The 22006-nt window shown below is 58.3% G+C and carries 15 protein-coding genes; 7 read left to right on the forward strand and 8 right to left on the reverse strand.

The features are described from left to right. Positions 1-475: 475 nt before the first annotated feature. The 3 genes from O9H32_RS29470 to O9H32_RS29480 all read right to left on the reverse strand — a co-directional run bounded on the left by O9H32_RS29470 (position 476) and on the right by O9H32_RS29480 (position 5356). On the reverse strand, positions 476-838 hold the full coding sequence (locus O9H32_RS29470; RefSeq protein WP_269869686.1) for a hypothetical protein: 363 nt from the start codon (positions 836-838) through the stop codon (positions 476-478). 296 nt (positions 839-1134) lie between these two features. After that, positions 1135-3636 (reverse strand): U32 family peptidase, encoded by a 2502-nt coding sequence (locus O9H32_RS29475; protein ID WP_269869687.1) that lies wholly within the window; start codon positions 3634-3636, stop codon positions 1135-1137. Positions 3637-3970: 334 nt separating this feature from the next. Then, positions 3971-5356: a discoidin domain-containing protein gene (locus tag O9H32_RS29480; RefSeq protein ID WP_269869688.1), complete on the reverse strand. Its 1386-nt coding sequence runs from the start codon at positions 5354-5356 to the stop codon at positions 3971-3973. Between the two features lie 446 nt (positions 5357-5802). On the opposite strand from O9H32_RS29480, the gene O9H32_RS29485 reads away from it, so the two are divergent. The 5 genes from O9H32_RS29485 (at position 5803) to O9H32_RS29505 (ending at position 13040) form a co-directional block, all read left to right on the forward strand. Further along, positions 5803-9093 (forward strand): FG-GAP repeat domain-containing protein, encoded by a 3291-nt coding sequence (locus O9H32_RS29485; protein WP_406627415.1) that lies wholly within the window; start codon positions 5803-5805, stop codon positions 9091-9093. 119 nt (positions 9094-9212) lie between these two features. Then, positions 9213-9464, forward strand: coding sequence for an acyl carrier protein (locus tag O9H32_RS29490; RefSeq protein ID WP_269869690.1), 252 nt, complete (start codon positions 9213-9215; stop codon positions 9462-9464). Between the two features lie 7 nt (positions 9465-9471). Next, positions 9472-10668, forward strand: coding sequence for a class-II aminoacyl-tRNA synthetase family protein (locus O9H32_RS29495; RefSeq protein ID WP_269869691.1), 1197 nt, complete (start codon positions 9472-9474; stop codon positions 10666-10668). A gap of 129 nt (positions 10669-10797) precedes the next feature. Continuing rightward, entirely contained in the window at positions 10798-11718 is a 921-nt protein-coding gene (locus O9H32_RS29500) for a hypothetical protein (RefSeq protein WP_269869692.1), read from the forward strand. Positions 11719-11888: 170 nt separating this feature from the next. Further along, positions 11889-13040 carry an MBOAT family O-acyltransferase gene (locus tag O9H32_RS29505; RefSeq protein WP_269869693.1) on the forward strand — a complete coding sequence of 384 codons (1152 nt, stop codon included), beginning with the start codon at positions 11889-11891 and terminating at the stop codon, positions 13038-13040. Between the two features lie 257 nt (positions 13041-13297). Here the strand turns inward: O9H32_RS29505 and O9H32_RS29510 are convergent, their stop codons facing one another. After that, complete coding sequence (locus tag O9H32_RS29510; RefSeq protein ID WP_269869694.1) at positions 13298-13588, reverse strand: hypothetical protein; 291 nt, start codon at positions 13586-13588, stop codon at positions 13298-13300. Positions 13589-13857: 269 nt separating this feature from the next. Between O9H32_RS29510 and O9H32_RS29515 the strand changes: the two genes are divergently transcribed. Further along, complete coding sequence (locus tag O9H32_RS29515) at positions 13858-14826, forward strand: sugar phosphate isomerase/epimerase family protein (protein ID WP_269869695.1); 969 nt, start codon at positions 13858-13860, stop codon at positions 14824-14826. A 148-nt stretch (positions 14827-14974) separates the two neighbouring features. On the opposite strand, the gene O9H32_RS29520 is transcribed toward O9H32_RS29515, so the two are convergent. The 3 genes from O9H32_RS29520 to O9H32_RS29530 form a co-directional block, all read right to left on the reverse strand. After that, on the reverse strand, positions 14975-16156 hold the full coding sequence (locus tag O9H32_RS29520) for a hypothetical protein (protein WP_269869696.1): 1182 nt from the start codon (positions 16154-16156) through the stop codon (positions 14975-14977). A gap of 191 nt (positions 16157-16347) precedes the next feature. Continuing rightward, a complete protein-coding gene (locus tag O9H32_RS29525) occupies positions 16348-16566 on the reverse strand; it encodes a DUF2759 family protein (protein ID WP_269869697.1) in 219 nt (72 codons plus the stop codon). Positions 16567-16954: 388 nt separating this feature from the next. After that, positions 16955-17845 carry an SDR family oxidoreductase gene (locus O9H32_RS29530; RefSeq protein WP_269869698.1) on the reverse strand — a complete coding sequence of 297 codons (891 nt, stop codon included), beginning with the start codon at positions 17843-17845 and terminating at the stop codon, positions 16955-16957. A 472-nt stretch (positions 17846-18317) separates the two neighbouring features. On the opposite strand from O9H32_RS29530, the gene O9H32_RS29535 reads away from it, so the two are divergent. Further along, positions 18318-18896: a TetR/AcrR family transcriptional regulator gene (locus tag O9H32_RS29535; protein WP_269869699.1), complete on the forward strand. Its 579-nt coding sequence runs from the start codon at positions 18318-18320 to the stop codon at positions 18894-18896. Positions 18897-19121: 225 nt separating this feature from the next. Here the strand turns inward: O9H32_RS29535 and uvrA are convergent, their stop codons facing one another. After that, entirely contained in the window at positions 19122-22004 is a 2883-nt protein-coding gene (gene uvrA, locus O9H32_RS29540) for an excinuclease ABC subunit UvrA (protein WP_269869700.1), read from the reverse strand. Positions 22005-22006: the final 2 nt, after the last annotated feature.

A 22006-nucleotide genomic window follows, 5' to 3' on the forward strand; every position in this document is an offset into this window, starting at 1 on the left:
ACCTCCATTCGTCCCACAAATTCCTTCACTATCAAGCCATGTCCAACTTAGGCCCGCCTTAACCAAAGTCACTATACAAGTGCAATCCTAAGCCAACCTTAACTGCACCTGAAAAGCAGATTAAAAATTTGTGTCCAAATTGTGACGACGAACTATCCAATGAATCACTGCACGCTTACTTTGCCAAGCCAAAATAAGAAAAACGCCTGTCGGCGTCCTTTAAGATCTCTGCGTGCCACTCCATACGTTGGTGCACGGTGAGGGAATGGGTATGGGTTCCAGCCGCTGTTAAATTCCTGTGGACATGATTTATTTTCTAGCGGTAGTCCCATGACTTTAAAGGCGGTCGCTACCCACCCCATACCCATTTCCTCTCTACTACTCACTGCTCGGCTCCTACCTATCAAAAAACACCGCCTTCGCCGGTTAGGCCAATGCGGTGCAGATCCGTCCATTCTGCTCTTATTCCTTCTTCTTACTCCTGCGTCTCCCGTGCGATCGCCCACCGGGTCCAAGCGGCTCCCGCAAGATCCACCAGCGCTATGAAAAAAAACAAGGCCGGCATGGCATGGCCCAATACAAACCCGGTAACCGATATGAAAACCAAGCCCCGAAGCCACACCGAGAGCCTGAAAAATTCGCTCCATCCCCGCCGTGCGGCGAGCACGTAATACACGCCGAGGAAGGCAAGCAGCTCACCGATAAACCGCAGCCATACCTTCGGCAGCTCTTCGATGCCCAGCAGTTCCCTCAAGCATCCGGGCAGCAAAAAAAGTGCCGTGCCAAGCACCAGCAGGTAGACTCCGAACACCATCATGCTTTGCGATGCTTTTCTCATCCCTCGTCCCGTCCCTCCACTCAGATGCAAGATCAAGCCTGCGTCGTTCCTTCCGTTCGGGACCCGATATTCTTACTCCCAAGCGATGCGGCGGGGAACCCGGCCGTAAGGCATCCGGTAGAACATACCGCCTTCCTTTATCTTACAAGGAACATGGACATTTGAATATGGCATCAGGGCTTCGGAATACGACTCCAGCACCTAAGATTTTCTTTAGAGATTCGCTGCCCGGATAACGAAATATAAAAACGCCGCTTCCCCGGGACTCCTTCGTCCTGCGGAAACGGCGTTCCGTATTATTTGACGAGCTGCCCGCGGGTTACGCCGAGCTGGTTCGTGGATTTGAGCGTCTTCCATACCTGGGTGCCGCTGATCTCTCCGCGCAGCGCCCGTCCGTAGAGCCCGAGCACCTCGTGTACCTTCTCCGCGGATTCCTCCAGGAATTCGACACGGAACGTCGACACGCCGAGCTCCATGAAGTTGCCGAGATACTCCGCCCCCGACTGGTCGATGGCGTTGTAGACCGTGTTGCGGCAGCCCTCGTCCACCCTCACCGGATGGGAGAAGCCTACGCGGTCTCTCAGCGAAGCCCGCTGCTCCTCGCAGGGGCGTCCGCAGTTCGTATAGTTCGTTCCCGGACTCATGAACGTGCAGTATACGCAATGTTCCGTGTGGAACATTGGCAGATGCTGATGAATGACCACTTCTATTGTCGAAGTGTCGGAGCGCCCCAGAAGATCCACCATCTGCTGGATGTTGAGATCGTAGGACGGCGTGATCCGGTCAAGTCCCGCTTCCTTGAACAGCGAGACGGCCTTGTGGTTCGCGACGTTCAGCGAGAAATCGCCGATGAGCATCGGGCGCTTCTCGTTCGGATGCTCCGCGAAATAACGCAGGAACCAGTACACGGCCCCCGTGTTGCGCACAAGCACGGCATCCGGACCGAGATTCAGAATGTTCTTGAAATACCCGGTCTCTCCCGGCATGTGGATCCGCGGCGTGGCCAGCGCAATGCGCTTGCCGGCGGCATGGGCGGCTTCCACCGCGGCAGGGAACTGCTTGATGAATTCGAAGTCGGCATACACCATATCAATATCCGACTTGCAGGCTTCGACCACCTGCTCCAGCGAGCGGCAGAGGACCGTCATCCGAGCCTTCGCAGCGCTGCGCGCGGGAGCAGCCGGCGCGTCATCGTACACGTCGAGCTCTCGCTTCACATAAGCCGGCGGCTTCTCGCGAAGCACCACCAGCTGCTCCGCCGCTTCCCGGCGCATGGCATTGAGCTCGCGCATCGGCACGATCAGATCGCCGGCCAGCTGGACATCGACGCTGCCGAGCTCCAGCACCGTGCCGCCGAGACGGCCGAACTGCTCCTCGAACAGCTCCGCCGTCATCGGACGCTTCTCGGCTACCGCCAGCGGCAGCTCGGACTCTACGGTGACCGTGTTCCCGAGCAGCCGGTCCGTCCATACGCTCTTCAGCGGCTGGCCCGCGGCTCCCGTTACCCGTACATCCACAGGGAACGTGCGGTACGGCTTGTCCGTCTCGAAGGTCTGGCGCAGGCGCTTGTCCAGATGCGGATCATTCGTCTTCCAGATCCGGTCGCCGACATGCAGGCGCGGAAGGCTGACGTCATTGCGGCCCGGGATGATCTCGATCTCTCCGCCCGGGGCTTCGCCCTCGAACTTCTCGCCTTTGCGGCGCAGGTCGTACACCCGGCCGCCTTCTTCTTTCTTCGTCGGGTCCCCCGCGTCGAAGACGATACCGTCGCCGCGCTTCAGGGGCGCTTCGAGCTCACAGACGACGCCGTCGCGCAGAATCTGCTTCACGCGTCCGAGGTACACGCCGCGGCTCTTCGGGTAAGTCCCTTCCACGAGCTGCTTGTTGTTCGTGCCTTCCAGGAAGCCGTGGGTGAATCCGCGGGAGAAGCTCTGCTCGAGCTCGCGCAGTTCTTCCTTCGTCGGCCGCGGGTTCTCGCCGTCGAAGTACCGGTCGATCGCCTTGCGGTATTTGCTTACCACGTTCGCGACGTACTCCGGGCTCTTCAGCCGCCCCTCGATCTTGAAGGAGGTCACGCCCGCTTCGATGAGCTCCGGCACGAGCTCCAGCGCCGCAAGGTCCTTCGGCGAGAGGAGGTACGCGATGTCGCCCATCGGCTTGTGCTCTCCGTCGACCATCAGGTCGTACGGCAGCCGGCATGCCTGCGCGCACTCCCCGCGGTTCGCCGAACGGCCGCCCCACATCTCCGAGGTGAGGCACTGGCCCGAATAAGAAACGCAGAGCGCCCCGTGCACGAAGACTTCCATAGGAAGCTTCGCCTGGTCGCCGATCGTCTTGATCTGCTTCAGGTTGTTCTCGCGTCCGAGCACGACCCGTTCGATGTCGAACGGCTTCGTGAACTCGACCGCCTCCGGCGAGGTGATCGTCATCTGGGTCGATCCGTGGATCGGGAAGTCCGGCGACAATTCGCGGATCAGCTTTACAAGACCGAGGTCCTGTACGATGACCGCATCCACGCCGGCGTCGATACAGGCTTCGATGAGCTCCTTCGCGCTCTTCAGTTCATCTTCGAAAACCAATATGTTAAACGTCAAAAAACCCTTCACCCCATAGCGGTGCAGGAACGACATAATATCCGGCAGCTCGTCCGTATGAAAATTGTGAGCCCGGGCGCGGGCGTTGAACTTCTCTACGCCAAAAAAGACCGCGTCCGCCCCGTTCGCCACGGCCGCCCGCAAACAATCCCAATCCCCTGCAGGAGCCAGCAGCTCGATATCGCTTTTGCGAATGTCATGCATGATATATTCATTACCTCCGAAAAGTATAGAACCCATTTATTCATAGTGTACCAGAAACGGTGCCCATAAACCATGGACCGAAGTTCCAGCTGGCGGCGGTACAGGTCGTATTCGGGAAACACCCGGGCATCTTTCGAGCGGAGGTATGGAAATACAGCCATTAATGGCATAAGGACTAAGCGGCCGGAGGGGATGGAGGCCCCGGATGAGTTCCTCCCCGTCCCCGCTGCTCCGGCGGGCGACCGACAGCAATTGGATAAGGGACCATGTAGACTTCAGCCGCCGGATACAAATCTCGTAAGCGCCGCATAGATGAAATGTCCTCTAGCAGGAACTACTTTACTTTCAGCTCAAGGATTCCTGTAGACATAGAGCTCTTCGGAGTCATCTCGACTCGGATGGACTTCGTATGTACAGGAGTAAAGGTTGTCGGATTATACTTGTTCGTACCGGTTCCAAGGCCTGAGGCGTTTTTAACGTCGACCCACGTTTTCCCATCCCAATATTTAATTTTATAGGACTTGGGAACATCGATTCCCTGGTTATCTTTGAACCAATACACATCGGTTTGAGAGATCGTAAAGCTCTGATCAAAATCGTATTGAACCCACTGGGTACCGGTTTGAGGCCAGTTGCCATACACCGCATGACTTCTGTCATTGGAATGGGCGGGATCGAAGCCGTCGTTTAACGCACTAACGTTTTCCCAAGGAGAGCAGTAGGAGGACGTGACCTTTGCCTTTAACGCCTTGTTATTCACGTTGGTTGAGTCGGAGCCAGCAGCAGGGAACCGGGACGTATCTTTCTTCAACTGGCTCCACGTGTAGCGGAACATCCAGATATCCCAATTGGATATGGTCTGGGAATTCCCAGCCCACATAATCGTAGACGTAGGGAACCCGCCCGGTGGTCGGTCTGCGTCTTCATAAAAGTCCGGCAGGCCGAATCCGTGTCCCATTTCATGCTCCACAATGACAGACTCATTGGAGTTCAAGACGCTTAAGATGTAATCATCCGACATGCGTTGTCCCCAATCTCCTCCGGCTCCGCCTTCAAAGTTGGTTGTTCCCCACAAATACATATCAAATCTCTTGCTAAGTCCGCCAGGATATGAATAATTGGGGTCCCCATAGTGTTTGAATCGCGACAGGGCATCTGGCGCTACGGGCAATTTGGCGGGAATCCGCGGATTCGACGCGCTTAATTCATCGATAACATAATCCGTATACACGATTTCGTTCGATTGCTTGTCTACGATTTGCGAAGCATCCGAGACGGCCCAGCCTACGATTTTCACTTGAATATCACCATATGGCCAGCCATCGTACCCTTGAAGATGCTTGGTCCAATTGTTTAATTGACGCTGAAGCATCGATGCCATATCTTTACGCTGCTGAAGGGTTATTTTCTTGGAAGATTGCCATTGAACCACATAATTAAGGGTGCCTTTTCCTGCGAAAATTTGATCATAAATCAGGTTCTTAAAAGACTTCACGCCAGCCGGCGCCATTCTATTATTCCAAACCCATTCAATAGATGACTTCAGCTCGGCAGGCATGTCGGCCACGGACAAACTGTTGGCGGCTGCCAGCGAAGATGAGCTGTAAGACCCGGCTGCGGCCAAAGCGGATGCCGGTGCGGCAAGCGTGCCGCCGATGGATAGCGAAGCTGCCAGCACCATCGAAACGGAAGCTGCGATTACTTTTTTTCTGTTGTACACCACTATTCCTCCCAATCGTAGAATGGATGAAACCCCTATTTCTAAGCTACCAGTCCCTGCATCTCCTCCCTTCCTTTGCTTCCTTGTCAAAGATAAACGCTCTATCAACGATTCCAGAGATAGATGATAATGGTAATCTATGATCCCTCCTACCAATTTACACTATAGTCATCTAAAATGGGATTATTTGCCCTAACAAATGCGAAAATCAACTGTACCCGCTTGAACCAAAGACGGTTCATCACCCGAGCCAGTAGTCGTATCGCCGCCAGCGTGACGATCACCAGAATTCTGCCATGCCCCTGACGGGCTTGCGGTTTGAAGAATCATCCTGGTTCTGGGGCCAAACGGGTCGCCGCCGAGGCGTTCATCATTTCACCAAAAAGGACCATCCGTGCTATAATGGCAAGGGAATTCAACCCAGCCTGGTATGGGAGATTATGAAATTGAGCCTACTGCGATACCGCAAAGCCCTGGCGGCTGCCCTGTTCCTGCTGGCAGCGGGTCTGACCGCTCTGCTGTGGACCGCCGAGAAGGAACTCTCGGTCCGGATGCTGTATGCCACCTCCAGCGACGGCTACGACACGGCCGCTTACAGCCAGCTGCGCCAATCGCCGGCAGCCGGCCTGAAGCTGGAGCGCCGCAGTCTAGGCGGACTGGGCACCCGGCAGCTGCAGGGCTACGACGCCATTGTTCTCGACCCGGGCCTTGACGGCAAATTGACCGGTGAGCAGCTTCGGCTGCTCACTTCGTATGCGTCCGGAGGCGGACATTTGTTCCTTGAAAATGCATTCGCGGATGACTTTCCGCTGGAGGTGCTTGGCGCCAAGGCGCTTGCGCCCGTCAAGGCACCTCCAAAGGAGAAGCTGCAGGCCGCCGCCCTCTCGGCGCCCGGCGGGGATACGGGCATTCTGGCGTATCCTGCCGCAGGCTTGAACGAGCAGGGCATTCAGCAGCTGCTCCATCTCTTCGCGGAGACGTACCTGCGGCACGATACGGCCGGCACGCTCAGCGGCTTCTCCTGGGGGCAGGGGATCATCCCCGGCACGGCCCAAACGCTAGTGTCGATGGACGGCACCTCCCTGTTCACCTTGAACCGGTACGGCCAAGGCACCGTCTTCTTCTGCGGCACCCTGCTGCCGAACCGGTATTATCCGACAGGCTATGACCTGGCGGCGGGCATGGACGGCAAGCTGGGCTTCGACCGGCTGGCGGCGGAGCGCAATGCTTCGCTGCAGCCGACGCCGGGGGCCAAGTACTTCAACCGACTCGCGCTGAAGACGGAGCCTTCCTTCAACTTCAGCTTCGCAGCAGGCAGCGCCCTGCTGCGCAGCGAGTACGCCGCGTTCGTCTCCAAGGAGAAGCTCGGCTACAGCGTAGAGAAAACGTACGGGCCGTACGGACGCCCGGCCATGGCCCACCAGAATCACTTCGAAGCGCTGGAGGCGATCCGCGACGGCGAAGGCATCCAGTGGGCGGAGCTGCTGAAGAAATATAACCAGATTCCGTCCTTCTCGCTTGTCCGCTCCGCATTCACCTGGCAGCGTTGGCAGGAGAGCGTAGTCGTGCATCTCAACACGGGCACGAAGGACAAGCCCGCCTTCGCCGGCGAGACGCCGAACTCGTTCTACTCCAGCGGCACGCGGCTGATAGGCGAGGACGGCGCCATCCGCGGCGCGGTGTACCCGGGATCCCCGTCGCTCGGGGATCCGGTCCAGCTGCCGTACCGCGCGTCGCCCGCGCTGGCGGATGTGACCGGCGACGGCCGGGCCGACCTCCTCGTCGGCTCGGCCGACGGCACGCTGAGCGCGTACCCGAACCTCGGCGCGGATGACGCGGCCTATGCCGGGCAGCAGCTGCCGGCAGGCCTCGCGGCGCCGCCCCGGTTCGGGGCGCGCACGCCCTTGCGGCTCGCCGGCGGAGAGACGCTCGCGGCCGGTTCGTACGCGAGCGTCGCAGCGTACGACCTGAACGCCGACGGCCGGCCGGATCTGCTGATCGGCCGGCCGGACGGCACGCTCGCGGCCGCCTACGGCGAAGCCGGCGGCACGTTCACCGCGCCCGCCGCGCTGCTCGCGGGCGGAGCGGCTGTGCGCGGAGCCGCCCCGCTGGCGGCGGCCGTGGGCGACGTCACCGGCGACGCCGTCCCCGACCTCGTGGTGGGGGATGGCGCAGGCGCCGTGACGCTGTACCGCGGCAGCCAGCCTGCGGCGGGCGCGCTCAGCTTCGGGCCCGGCGAAGCTGCGGTCAAGACCGGCCAGCCGTTCGCCGCCCCCTCGCTGCACGACATGAACGGGGATGGACGGCTCGATCTCGTGATCGGCGGCCTCGAAGGAGACCTGCGGGTCTACCTGCAGCCCGACCCCGGCACAGGCCAGCCGGCTTGGACGGAGGACGGCGCCATCGAGGCGGCGACCACCAACCAGGTCGGCGGCCGGGAGCTCGTAGGCGGGCATAATACCGTCCCGCTGTGGGGCGATCTGAACGGCGACGGGCTTGACGATCTTATCGTAGGGCAGCTCGAATTCGGGATGCCGAAGACAATCGACAACCCCGAATTCCCGTATGCCGAGCAGCTCAAGGCCTTCGTCGAGTACAGCCGGCAGCATGCGCTGGAGCTGTACCCGCATATTTACGTTCACAACTATACGAGCGACGATCAGGAACGGCTGGAGATCGAGTTGCACCGCAAAGCATTCGCTGCTCTCGGCATCCCTTGGGAGATGACGGGCACGAACCAGCATACGTGGCGGATCAACAATCCGGACCGGGCCCAGACGCTGGACAATGAGAGGGATGCCGGCATCTGGTTCAACTTCGGTTTCAAGCCTTCGAACGCCGAACACGATCCGCGGCTCGGGCCGGAATACAGCTGGGGACTGCCGTTCCTGATGAGCGATGCGTCGGGCGAACCGCTGCTGACCAAGCCGATGATGCTCTATACCCCGGCTCCGGTCCTGCGCAAAGGCGCCTATGCGACGACCGACCTGTTCGATGCTTACGCGGCGCTCGACCTGCCGATCGATTATTTCGAACATATCGAGTACCACTTCCCCCTGCGTACGGGCGAGTTGACCGAGTTCGTCACCTACTTGGACGGACTCCGCAACCGGCACAGCTACAACTTCATGACAGAGACGCAGATGGCGCGCTCCTTCCTGAATGCCATGACCACCGAGGTGCGGCTCTACCGGCCTTGGCGCGAGGTGCTCCTGGACCGCGTCAAGAAGCTCCTCGGCCAGGAGACCGAGCCCCGCTTCCATGTGGAGGCGGATCCTGCCGCCGTTCCGCCGCAGGCCGCCGAATACCGCGGCACGCTCGGGCTCGCCGTGGAGCGCGGGCAGGCCTATGCCGGCCGCGAAGCCGTGACGTCGGCGGAGGTGCGCGATACGCGCGGCGGCAAGCTGTACTTCGGCGTGCCGGACCGCGCGGAAGTCCGCTTCTCTCCCGCGAGCACGGCTGCGGCCGGGGAGACCGGAGCAGACGCGTTCCACCTGCTCCGAATCAACGTGCCTTACGTGCTCGAAGCCGGGAACGGCACCCGGGTGCTGCGCTTCGGCGCCCCCGGTCTGCAGCAGGTTCAGCTCTACAGCCCGGAGAAGCTCGTCTTCGAAGGGCCGGAGCTGCGTGTCGAACGCGATGACGAGAGCAGCGTATATACGATCACGCACTTCGGGGAGGCGGCTGCCGTAACGATCCGCCCCCAAGGGAGCGCGGCTCCTTCTCCCTCATCTTGAGCATAAGCACCCCCGAGCGGACGGGTATGCCTGCGGACGGCCTGGCGCCTCCGCCGGCCCCGTCCCGCTCCCGTTTTGAAACCCGAATTCCTACATATTCATATCAAGGAGGCTTTCCCATGCAGGATCTGCTTCAAGAGCTCGAATCCCATATCCGTGCCCGCTATGAAATCGAGGAAGACGATGACGATTTCACGGCCGACGTAAATCTCTTCGATTACGGTTACATCGACTCCATCGGAGCCACCGCCCTGATCGCGCATATCGAGAAAACCTACGGCATCGCCGTAACGAACCAGGACCTCATGCTCTACCCGATGAACACGGTACGCGAAATCGCGACGTTCATCCACACCAAGAAGGGGGCTTAACATCATCATGGAATGCGTCGTATCCCTGGAAGGTCTCGCCTCCAGCCAGCACGGACAGCTCAAATACGCCTCCGCCTTCATCGACGAGACGATCTCCGACATCCGCCTGGAGGGCGGGAACATACACATCATCCACGAATCCGCCAAGGGCAACGAAGGAATCGAGGAGCGGGTGCGCAAGCTTATCGAACGCTTCTCCCAAGGCGACTTCGGCTTCAAGGAGAACATCCTCTTCGAGCACAAGGTCTCCACGCCTTACGAAGGGGACATCATGGCCGAGCTCGCCGAGCGCAAAATCATCAAAGTGCTCGAGCCGGGCCTGTTCATTTTCCGCGAGCCGTTCTCGAGCCTCATGCGCTTCTTCGATTACAGCTTCGTCTCGAAGATTGCCGGCCGCTTCGCAGGGGTGACGGAGGAGCAGTATCCCGCCGTTATCCACAGCACGACGCTCAACAAGACGAACCACTTCACCTCCTTCCCGGAGCACATCCACTTCCTGACGCATCTGCGCGAGGATCTCGATATTATCGAAGCATTCTCCCAATCGATCCGGGAAGCCGGCGGCTGGAAGGAAGAGATGGAGCTCGATCTGAACGCCAACATGCCGCTGCCGAAATTCACGATGAATCCGTCGACGTGCTACCACTGCTACGAAGGGCTGCAGAACGAGACGCTGGAGAGCGATGGATTGATCGTCACGGCGATCTCGAAGTGCCACCGCTTCGAATCGCGCAACCACACCGACTTCGGCCGCCTGCTCGACTTCTCGATGCGGGAGATCATCTTCGTCGGCAAGCCGGAGTTCGTCAAGGAGCATCGCCTGCAGGCGATCGAGTATCTCAAAGAGCTCGCGGTGGAGTGGAATGTCGACAGCATGCTCGAGATCGCCAACGACCCGTTCTTCACGAACGACTTCCAGGTGAAGGCCTCCTTCCAGCGCAACCAGGAGATGAAGTACGAGCTGCGGCTGAGTATCCCGAGCGTGGGCAAGTCCATCGCCTGCTCGTCCGTCAACTTCCACAGCAATACGTTCGGCAACGCGTTCAACATTAAGGTCGGCAAGCGTCCGGCCGTGACGGGCTGTGTCGGCTTCGGCATCGAGCGCTGGGCGTTCGCCTTCCTTGCCCAGTATGGACTCGATGAGGCCCAGTGGCCTGCCGCCTTCCGCGAACAATATCACGCCTGGCTGGCCAAATCCCTCTAAGCTGCGAGCCCGGAGCCCTGCATCCCGTCAAGGCCGCTGCGCTGCCGCCAAGGCAGTGGGGAGTAACAAGCATTACCGGCCCTCTTTCCGGGCCGACAACTTTTCGATAAAGTGTGGTTGTCCTAAGCGATGATGGCTTATCTGCGCAAGAACAGCTTCGTGCTGCTGCTCCTGGCCGCTTTCGTGCTGACGGATCTCGCTGTAAGCCAGTGGGACCCGATGGTCTCGTCGCGGCGGTTTTATAAGAACGATTTTACCAAGACGCTCTACCATCACGGAGGGCTGACCCATGGCCCCGTCTTCTACGGCAACTCGGCTGTAACCGGGGCCTACATCGAGCCGGAGGCGAAGAAGTCTCCTCTCATTGAGATGGGGCTTGCGTATGGCAAGCTCACGGATCTGAAGGGGATTCTGGAGCAGGAACGCTTCCGGGTGGAAGATCAGCTCGTCATCGGCATCGACGTGCATACGATGATCGACAGCCTGGAGACCGATCCGACCTACCAGTGGTTCAAGAAGCCTTATCAGCCTTACTTATACGCCTACCGCGATTACTTCCGTGACTCCGGCACCGAGTTCGTCCGCCAGCTGTATACCGGAGCCCTCGAGCTCGACCGCTCGAAACTGCTCGCGTACCAGCCCCGCTGGATCGACAAAGAGCTGTATTTCGGCCGCGAATCGGAAGATGAGCTCCGCAAAAATTGGGACAGCTACAACACCCGGTTCGGCTGGATGGCGGAGCCCGACTACCGCGAGAACCTCGCTGCACTCGACTGGATCCTCGCCTATGCGAAGGAGCGGTCCCTGCCGGTGCGCGTCGTCTGGATGCCGTGGAACCGCGGGTATGCGCTCCCCGGCTACATGCCGGGTCTCCAGAAGGAAGTCAATGCCCGGCTGCAGGCCGCTGGCGTACCGGTCCTTGACAAGCTGCAGGGGTATGACCCGAAGCTGTTCCATGACCTCGTGCACCTGAGCCGCCAAGAAGGGGCACCCGTATTCACGAAGGAGGTGGATGCATGGCTCGCATCGCTCGCAAAGTCTTCGAAGTGATCGTGTACCTCGCCATGCTCATCCTGGTGATTGTTTATTTCACCGGCAAAGGGGTCTTCATCTACGAAGATTTCTAACCTTCGTCCGCAGGGACGGAGGCCCTATGAAGGCCCGGCAGAGCCGCGGCCTTTCACTACGCCATGTCCGCTGGATGTTCTGGAGGAATCCCGATGTTTTATCTCAACATGAACGCCGTGCTGGCGATCTGCGGCATGGTGATCGTCCTGGCGCTGACCCGCCGATGGCAGGGGAACAAACGCCTCCTGCTGCTCGCGTTCAACCTTTGCTTCCTGGTCGTGTTCAGCTCCAAGCTGTTCTTCTTCTATCTCGGCTACACGGCGCTGAACTACCTGGCGTTCCGTTTCCTGAGTGCGGTGACCCGCGCCCGTCTCGTCTGGTTCATCGCGCTGATTGCGCTTAATGTGGGTATCGTCTCCTCGCTCCGTCTCTTCGACATGAAGATCTTCACAGGCGCCTGGTACGACGCGGCTCTCGTGATCGGCCTCATCTATAATGTGCTTAAAGTGATCGACGCCTTGTATTTCGCCTACTTCTTCAAGCAGGACGCCAAGGCGCATGTGCTCGACTATTTCAATTATATTCTCTTCCTGCCGACCTTCACGTCAGGCCCGATCCTGAAGTTCCGCGATTTCATGGCGGATGCGAAGCAGCCTTACCGTGTCGATGCCGCCCAAGCAGAGGAGAATATCAAACGCATCATTCTCGGCATGTTCAAGCGGGTCGTGCTCGTCACCTGGGTCAGTTCCCTCTTCAATGAGGTGTCTGCCGGCGAGCTGCAGACCCACGAGTCGCTCTTCCTGATGGTGGTCTTCTATGCCTGGGTCTTCTTCGATTTCTCCGGCTATTCGGATATTGCCGTCGGCTTCGGGCGCCTGATGGGCTATAACGTTCCGGAGAATTTCAAGAAGCCCTTCTCTTCACCGACCCTGACCCAATACTGGCGCAATTGGCACGCCACGCTCGGTGACTGGTTCCGCGACCATATCTTCATCTTCTTCTCCCGGCAGACGCCGACCAAAGCGATGGCCGCCGGCTTGTCCGTGCTGATCATGGTGCTCATCGGCCTCTGGCACGGCTTCTCCTGGCTGTACCTGTGCTGGGGGGTGTACCATGGCATAGTCATTGCCTTGGAGAACCTGCTCGGGCGTACGACGGTCAACAAGCGCAAGGTATCGCGGACTTACTTCTATGCCCGCTGTGCCTTGACCCAAGTGATCGTGACACTGGCCATCGTCGTCTACAGCCCGAACGAAGCCGTCGTGCTGAAGATTTACCGGGGCTTGTTCGATTGGCCGTGGTAAGCCCCGAAGAGGGAGAACATAAAAAGAAGCAGCGATCCGTCAGCCGGACGCTGCTTTTTTTTGCGGCTTACGCGGTCTCCCTTCCGGGAACGGTCCCTGCCGGACCGAACCGCGGGACAGCTGAACGGCATCCATCTTCGCCGTCCTCACCGCAAAAATAACCCCACTTTCCAAATGTTGGCGAATTCCGTGCCCGCCCGCGACGGTTGACGCTGCGGCCGGTCTTTCCTGTCATGCTTGTGCGAGAGACTTGTGAATCAGCTTGCATCCGGCTGTGCTACGGCCATCTCCGGCTGCCTCTCCTGAGGCTGAGTGGAGACGAAGGAAAGCTGCAGCTGCCCCCCTGCCGGGGATAGAGCCAAATCTCCCACATGCTGAAACACGTTGTTCCCGTCTTTTTGATGCACATGCACGAGACCTGACTTCAAATTGATGTCGAGCGAAAGCTGATCGGACAGCTCAACGAGACATTGATGCTTCTTGAAGCTGCCGGGAAACCGCAGCCAGGTGCCAATAGCTGTTTCAACGATTTGAGTGTCTTCTCTCATGTATTCGATCCGCCCTCTCTAAAAAATTTGGAAAGCCTAGGAAAGACAAAACCATCATAAGGGAATCCCATTGCAAAGTATCGTGAAAACTGTCGAGGATAAAGGAGATTAGGCCCCTTTTCTTGGGCAACGGCGCGCCCCGGAAGGTGCCGTGTTTTGTCGGAAAATCACACTTTGAGAAGTGGGGCAGAGAATGGTATAATTTTGATTGAGCTGTGCAGTGTACACGCGTTCATTCCAGTTTATACATATTCCTCGGAGGTGTCCTTATGAAGTTAGGCGTATTTACCGTATTATTCCAACAAAAGCCCCTCGAAGAAGCACTCGATTATATCGCGGCACAAGGATTGCAGGCCGTAGAGATCGGCACAGGCGCCTATCCGGGCAATGCGCACTGCGATCCGGATATCCTGCTCGCCGACGAAGGCAAGCTGAAAGCATTCAAACACGCGGTGGAATCCCGCGGTCTGACGATCTCCGCCCTGAGCTGTCACGCGAATCCGCTGCATCCGCAGAAGGCGATTGCGAAGGAAGCGCACGATACCATCATCAAAACGGTGGACTTGGCCCAAAAGCTCGAAATCTCCGTCGTCAACACGTTCTCCGGCTGCCCCGGTGATTCCGATGACGCCAAGTATCCGAACTGGCCGGTCGCTCCATGGCCGCCGGATTTCCAAGAAATTCTGGACTGGCAGTGGGCTAACAAAATCATTCCGTACTGGACAGAAACGGGTAAATATGCCTCCGACCGCAGCGTGAAGTTCGGTCTCGAGCTCCACGGCGGCTTCTCCGTGCATACGCCTGCCACGCTCCTTCGTCTGCGCGAAGCTGCCGGCGAAGTCATCGGCGCCAACCTAGACCCGAGCCATATGTGGTGGCAGGGAATCGATCCGGTGCAGGCCATCCAGATTCTCGGCCGTGCTGGCGCGATCCATCACTTCCACGCCAAGGATACGTCGATCGATCCGATCAACGTCAACCGCTATGGCCTGACGGACATGCAGTCATACAGCAACATGCTCGACCGCGCTTGGCAGTTCCGCACGGTAGGCTACGGCCACGACATGAAGGTGTGGGCCGATATCATCTCCGCCCTTCGTCTGGTCGGGTACGACTATGTCGTGTCCATCGAGCACGAGGATGGCCTGATGTCCGTCGAGGAAGGCTTCACCAAGGCGGTGCAGAACCTGCAGCAGGTTCTGATCAAGGAGCCGCTCGGCGAGATGTGGTGGGTGTAATACCGGTAGGCGTTTGATTGTTGAAGAGGCAGGAGAGAACGTTGCCCTCCTTCGGTGTCACTTTCGCTTACACCTCCCTCTATTTTAAGAAGAAGTGTCCCCTCTTGGGGCACTTCTTTTTGTACATTGATCCTTGATCCGCAGCCTGTTACTCCCTCGGCACCCACTCTGTCCCGCTATAGGTGGCGATATGGTACCATACCCTGCCTTCGGGAGAGATCCACCGTTCGAAGGCCTGTGCTTCCTGAGGGGCAAAGGAGCCCGCCGGATGACAGACGTCCTCTATCTCAGGAAAAAAGTACGTCTGCGTTGCAGAAGTCAGCTTCACCTTCTCCCTCACTTCCACGATGCCCTCCGGCCTTTCGGCCGGCGCCCGCTTCAGGTTCACCCATTTGCGCCCGAACGACGTATCGAGCAGCGCCCAGTCCCCTATCGTTTCCACTGCCGTATACGTGCCCGGCTCCAGCCATAGACGGCTCTCCTTATTCCACACGCGCTGATCAAAATACCGGGTTTTCGTGTTCAACCGTACGCTTTCTTCCTCCTTCCTGTAGTTCTCCAGGGCTTCATGCTCAGGGTGGATCCATCGCATTCCCTGCGGCAGCTTCACTTGATACCAGATAGAGGCGGTGAACGGAACCCGCCGGTCTTCCCACCGCGCGACAACCTGGACCGCACCTGCCTCCACCTTCTCCCCTTCCCCATCCGGGTAGGGGGCAGGATAGGCCATCTCTTGCCCCGTCAGCAACACGTTGTAATCCACTGCCTCTGCCCGCACGTTTTCCATTAGTGCCGGATTGGCAATCCATACAGGCCCCCTCCAGGAGGTGTCAATCCGATACCAGGTTCCGCTCTGCGCCGCTGCACTCATCGCATTAGTGATCTGCTTAGGGGCGTAGCCGATGGACGCCGTCGACACCACCCTCTGGGGTGCGAGTGATTCGCCCGTCTCTGTGCCGTAGTCCGGACGTGCGAACAGCCGCGTCTTCCCCATGAGCGTCAGCGTCTGCCGCTGCTCTCTGAACTCTCCGTAGAGCACCCGGTCGTCGTCCCGGATCCACTTGTCGCCGAGCCAGGTAGTTACCTTCAGCCACGGGTTCTCCGGGCGCTCGTCAACCCAACTGAACGGGCCATCCGGTGCCAGCGTCACACTCTGGTAAGGGGCGATCCGGCCTACCGGCCTGCCGCCGCCCCCTTCAGTTGAATACACTTCTGTATCCCCGATGATCGTGAACACCGTGGCCGGCACCACTCCGGCACCTGCGAATGAAGGAAACAGCAGGACAGCAGCCGTCAGTCCCGTAAGCAGTCCAAGTCTTCTTATTGTCATCCTCCCACTCCCCTCCTTGCTCCGTTCCTTCTATATAACGGAGGCGGGAATCTGCTTGTTGCAGCCCTGTGCTGACAAGCGCCCAACCCGGATCGGCACGTGTCATATAAACTAAAAAAACCCCGAACCGGGCTTGGCCGGGGTCCGAGGTTTTTGTCAGAAATCAATACATGCCTATTCACCAGTAGAGGCTACAGCTGGCCCATCCAGCCCATCACCATTACTACTGTCATCAATCCGAATACGGCCAAACTCACAAGCCCAAAGCCGATGGCAAACGGATTCTTCTTCTTCGCGCCGAGCAAACGAATCACGCCGATGGCGATTACAATCGTGAACAGGATCACGAACGGGTCGAACCCGGTAAACGAGCTGGCCGTTGCCGCTCCTGCTTCAGCAGCCATAAACATGGAGAGACCTCCTTCAGTGTACAAAATACTTAACTCTTATCTTAGCCTGAGACGAAGTATAGTGCAAGCAGGTCGCCCCAAGTGTAACAAGTTTGTCAACTTTTGGACCTGTTCCGTCTTGTTATTCGGTACCGCCTGTCCATGTAGGCCTCTGCACCAGACCTATCCCTTGAATTTCTACCCTTCGAAGTATAACACAATCCGCTGTTAAATATAACAAAACGTTACAGGGATTCGGGAACATGCAGAACTTCTCGTTTCGGGTGCACCTTTACCTTCTCCATTTGCCCGTCCCTTTATGACGCTTAGCCTCGCTCACAACCAAAAGCCCGCTGCACAGGATAACCCGCCAGCCGGCTTTCTTCATAATTATTAGCAGCGAGAAGCCTTACACGCCTGCAGGATCATCATAGAACCCATGCTTGGCCGCATAACGGCCCCAGTGCGGCCTGCGGCCGTCGATATCCGTATACCCGTACTCCTCGGACAAATCCCAGCTTGTGAGAATATGCCCCGACTTTGCGGCCACCTTCGGATCTGCAGCCAATGCCGCAATCCCCTGCCCGAGCAGGTAAGGCGTTTCGGACTCGCTGTAATGAGGCTCCTGGGCGATCGCATCCCGCCAGTTGTCCTCCGTCACCCCAAAGTGGTCGAGCATCTGTTCGGAGCGCAGGAAGCCCGGCGTTACGGACAAGGCGGTCACACCGCTGGCCTTGAGTTCCGCCGCCATCGCTTCCGCCAGGTGGATCGCCGAGATCTTGGCCAGCGAGTAGTACAAATTGCCGCGATACCGGTAATCGAACCCGTCGGTTACCTCCACGATGAGTCCCTGCCCTCGTGCCGCCATGAGGGGCGCGCCGTAGTAGGATGTGATGAGGTGCGCATGTACCGCCTGCTTCTGTATCTGCAGGCCATCCTGCAAAGAGGTTTCCCAGAACGGCTTCCCCCAGACCGTCAGGCTCTCTCCGCCCCAGATATCGTTCACGAGAATATCAAGCCGCCCCTCCTGCTCCGTCCGGATCCTCTCGAACAAACTCCGGACTTCTTCCTCAACGGTATGGTCTACCCGTACGGCAATCCCTCGCCCTCCCCGGGCAGTGACCATCTCGGCCGTCTCGTCGATCGTCTCCGGCCGTCCGATGGGGGACAGCTTCCCTCTTACGCTCCGCCCGGTACAGTAAACTACGGCACCGGCTTCACCGAGCGATACGGCGATAGCTCTTCCCGCCCCGCGGGTAGCCCCCGCCACGACAGCAATCTTTCCTTGTAAAGGTAACATGATGTATCCCATCCCTTTCCTTTGCGCTTTAGCTTCCTTACTGCAGCTGCTATTTATTGTACCTTCTATCCTCGACACAACGTGTCATAGATCGAAGAATATGCCTTTTGCCGGGTAATCCTCTATTTCAACATTATTTATGTCATGTATCATTACATAATTGAAGAAAAATTCTAATAGTTAACGCTTTCTACTAGGGATAGCGGTTTACATGTGATTATACATAACATATACTTAGAATAAGTAATCACTAGGAGGTGTGTAGCTTCATGTACCCGGTACCGTCTGCTCACCGGTTCTCTCCGTCCAGCGACCATCCATGTGCCCTTCCTTCCTCCCGGCCGCGCTCCTACCGACTTCCGCGACTCTCCCGCCTGATGACGCAGCTGAGGCGGCATATTCGCAGACAGCGGACGCTAACCCGAGGATTGGCCTTATGACTCTACATCCCGCACGAAAACCCGTAGCCCCTTTGACGCGCAACCGAATCCAGGCTGCCGCCCTGCACGAGTTTGCTTATAAAGGTTATGAGGGCACCCCCTTGTCCGAGATCGCCAAGGAAGTAGGGATCAAGACCCCTTCTTTCTATGCACACTTTCGAAGTAAGGAAAGCTTGCTGCTTCATCTCTACGACGAGGTGCTGCAGGACCGGGTGGACGCCGTACGCCGGTTGATGAACCGGCTCGAATCTGCCCCGCCTTCGGAGAGGCTCTTCCGCATTCTCGTTCTCTTCTGCCATGGTGAAGACCTAAGTGAAGAGAAACTCCTCTTCCTGAAACGGCTGACCTTGTTCCCTCCCCCTACCTTGGAACAGGAAATCAAAGCTAGGTTCCTCGCCTCGGAGCGCCTGCTCTCCAACCCCCTCGGCGGCATCTTCCAAGAAGCAGCTGCCCTAGGAGAGATTCGTCCCACCCCTTCGGACGAGCTCCTCGCCTCGTATTACTGCCTGATCGACGGATGCTTCGTTCAGCGCTTCTACTATCCTCCGCAGGAAGCCGAACACCGGCTAACCCTCGCCTGGCGCATCTTCTGGAACGGGATCAAGCGCTAATCGCTGACTCCCGCTCCGCCGTAACCGGAAGCCCCGCTCCCCTTTATTCGGCGTTCCGCTGCACACAGAGAGATCCTCTCCCTCCTTCCCTCACGCCCCGCCATCCCGCTCCGCCTCTCCCTCCTATCCGCCCTGCTTGATACCCAAAAAAAGCTCTGGAGTCGGTAATCGACTCACAGAGCTTTCTTTCTTTTCTATCAGCGCTTAAATACATCTGTTATAAGCTTACACTACCGCATCTTCCATTTCCTTCAGCCGCTGGCGGTAGTCTTCCGAGCGGGCCCGGTCGCGCTCCAGGATAGGCTTGAGGTACTTGCCCGTATACGAACCTTCTACCTTCACGACGTCCTCCGGTGTACCGGTGGCCACGATGGTTCCCCCCCGGTTGCCGCCTTCGGGTCCCAGGTCGATCACATAATCGGCTGTCTTGATCACATCGAGGTTATGCTCAATGACGAGCACCGTCTCTCCGTTCTCGACCAACCGGTGCAGCACCTTGAGCAGGCGGTCGATGTCATCGATATGGAGCCCTGTAGTCGGCTCATCGAGAATATAGATCGTCTTGCCCGTGCTGCGGCGGTACAGCTCGGCCGCGAGCTTGACCCGCTGCGCTTCACCGCCCGAGAGCGTAGTAGCCGGCTGGCCCAGGTTCATATAGCCTAAGCCCACATCGAGCAGCGTCTGGAGCTTACGGTGAATCCGCGGTATGTTCTTGAAGAACTCGCACGAATCCTCCAGCGTCATCTCCAGCACATCCGCAATACTCTTGCCCTTATATTTAATCTCAAGCGTCTCCCGGTTGTACCGTTTGCCCTTGCACACTTCGCACGGTACATAGACATCCGGCAGGAAGTGCATCTCGATCTTGATGATCCCGTCTCCCCGGCAAGCCTCGCAGCGGCCGCCCTTCACGTTGAAGGAGAAGCGGCCTTTCTTGTAGCCGCGAACCTTCGCTTCGTTCGTGGTCGCATAGACGTCACGAATGTCGTCGAATACGCCCGTATACGTAGCGGGGTTGGAACGCGGGGTCCGGCCGATCGGCGACTGGTCGATATCGATGACCTTATCAAGATGCTCCAGACCGCGGAACTCCTTATGCTCGCCCGGACGTACCTTCGCCCCGTTCAGTTCCCTAGCCAGATTCTTATAGAGAATCTCGTTGATCAGCGTACTCTTACCGGAGCCGGACACCCCGGTCACACAAGCGAAGACGCCGAGCGGGAACTTCACATTGACGCCCCGCAGGTTGTTCTCTTTCGCTCCGCGGATCTCGATCCACTTGCCGCTTGGTTTGCGACGTTCGGCAGCAACCGGAATGAACTTGCGTCCGCTGAGATACTGTCCAGTCAAGGAGTTGGCGTCTTCCATGATCTCCTTCGGCGTGCCCTGAGCGACAACCATGCCGCCGTGAATACCGGCACCGGGTCCGATATCGATAATATAATCGGCCGCCATCATCGTATCTTCGTCATGCTCGACGACGATCAGCGTGTTGCCGAGATTCCGCATATGCTCCAGCGTCTGGATCAGCCGGTCATTGTCCCGCTGATGCAGACCGATGCTGGGCTCATCGAGGATGTACAGCACGCCCATCAGCGACGATCCGATCTGGGTCGCCAGACGAATCCGCTGCGCCTCGCCGCCGGATAAGGTGCCCGCTGCGCGGTGCAGGGTCAGGTAATCAAGTCCGACGTTGACGAGGAACCCGAGACGGGAGCGGATCTCCTTGAGAATCAGATGCGCGATCTGCTGTTCGCGGTCCGTCAGGTTCAAGGAATCGAACCACCCTTGGGCCTCTCCGATGGAAAGCGACGTCACGTGAGCCACGTTGCGTTCGTTAATCGTGACGGCCAGCGACTCGGGCTTCAGCCGCTCCCCTTTGCACTTGCCGCAAGGCTTGGCGCTCATGTACGTCTCGATATGCTCGCGGATCCCTTCGGAGAACGTATCGCGATAGCGGCGTTCGAGATTGTGCACGATGCCCTCGAAGGCGACCATGGCTTCTTTCTTATGGCCGAAGTCATTCTCGTAACGGAATCGTACCTTCTCGCCGCCGGTACCGTAGAGCAGCTTCTGCATTTGTTCCTTGGACAGCTCCCCGACCGGCTTATCTCTAGGAATGCTGAAGTGCTCGCATACCGCAGCTAGAAACTGCGGGTAGTAGTTGGAGGTGCTGCCTGCCCAAGCCTCGAAAGCGCCATCCTCGATGGAGAGCTTCGGATTCGGGACGAGCAGATCCGGATCGACAATCATCTTCTGACCGAGACCGTCGCAATCCGGACAGGCCCCGAATGGGGAGTTGAACGAGAACATCCGTGGAGCAAGCTCCTCGATGCTGAACCCGCATTCCGGACAAGCCAGGTTCTGGCTGAAGAGCAGTTCTTCCTTCTCCATGACATCGACGATGACGCGGCCTTCGGCCAGCTTCAGCGCCGTCTCGAGGGAATCCGCCAGACGGGTCTGCACGTCATCCTTGACGACGATCCGGTCGACCACTACTTCGATGCTGTGCTTCTTGTTCTTCTCGAGCTCGATGTTCTCCGAGAGCTCCCGGAGCTCGCCGTTGACGCGAACCCGGACGAAGCCCTGCTTCTGCACATCGGCGAGCAGCTTGGAATGCTCGCCCTTGCGTCCGGAGATCAGCGGCGCCAGGATCTGCAGCCTCGTGCGCTCCGGGTATTCCATGATGCGGTCAACCATCTGTTCGACCGTCTGCGAGGTAATCTCGATCTTGTGGATCGGGCAGTGGGGACGGCCGATCCGCGCGAACAGCAGCCGGAGATAGTCATAGATCTCCGTCACCGTACCCACCGTGGAGCGGGGATTGCGGCTGGTCGTCTTCTGGTCGATGGAGATGGCCGGAGACAACCCTTCTATCGAATCCACGTCCGGCTTGTCCATCTGGCCGAGGAACTGCCGCGCGTACGCGGACAGGGACTCGACATACCTGCGCTGCCCTTCGGCATAGATCGTATCGAACGCCAGCGAAGATTTGCCGGAACCGCTGAGCCCCGTCAGCACGACGAATTTGTCGCGCGGGATCGTGACGTCGATGTTCTTCAGATTGTGCGCCCTAGCGCCTTTAATGATAATGTTGTCTCTGGCCACGA

Source organism: Paenibacillus caseinilyticus, assembly GCF_027533645.1.
Taxonomy (GTDB): domain Bacteria; phylum Bacillota; class Bacilli; order Paenibacillales; family NBRC-103111; genus Paenibacillus_G; species Paenibacillus_G caseinilyticus.

Bases quoted from the DNA above. Each gene is read 5' to 3' on its own strand.
- O9H32_RS29520 (WP_269869696.1), bottom strand. From the start codon at position 16,156: ATGACAATAAGAAGACTTGGACTGCTTACGGGACTGACGGCTGCTGTC.
- O9H32_RS29475 (WP_269869687.1), bottom strand. From the start codon at position 3,636: ATGCATGACATTCGCAAAAGCGATATCGAGCTGCTGGCTCCTGCAGGG.
- O9H32_RS29505 (WP_269869693.1), top strand. From the start codon at position 11,889: ATGTTTTATCTCAACATGAACGCCGTGCTGGCGATCTGCGGCATGGTG.
- O9H32_RS29530 (WP_269869698.1), bottom strand. From the start codon at position 17,845: ATGTTACCTTTACAAGGAAAGATTGCTGTCGTGGCGGGGGCTACCCGC.
- O9H32_RS29470 (WP_269869686.1), bottom strand. From the start codon at position 838: ATGAGAAAAGCATCGCAAAGCATGATGGTGTTCGGAGTCTACCTGCTG.
- O9H32_RS29490 (WP_269869690.1), top strand. From the start codon at position 9,213: ATGCAGGATCTGCTTCAAGAGCTCGAATCCCATATCCGTGCCCGCTAT.
- O9H32_RS29495 (WP_269869691.1), top strand. From the start codon at position 9,472: ATGGAATGCGTCGTATCCCTGGAAGGTCTCGCCTCCAGCCAGCACGGA.
- O9H32_RS29510 (WP_269869694.1), bottom strand. From the start codon at position 13,588: ATGAGAGAAGACACTCAAATCGTTGAAACAGCTATTGGCACCTGGCTG.
- O9H32_RS29525 (WP_269869697.1), bottom strand. From the start codon at position 16,566: ATGTTTATGGCTGCTGAAGCAGGAGCGGCAACGGCCAGCTCGTTTACC.
- O9H32_RS29500 (WP_269869692.1), top strand. From the start codon at position 10,798: ATGATGGCTTATCTGCGCAAGAACAGCTTCGTGCTGCTGCTCCTGGCC.
- O9H32_RS29515 (WP_269869695.1), top strand. From the start codon at position 13,858: ATGAAGTTAGGCGTATTTACCGTATTATTCCAACAAAAGCCCCTCGAA.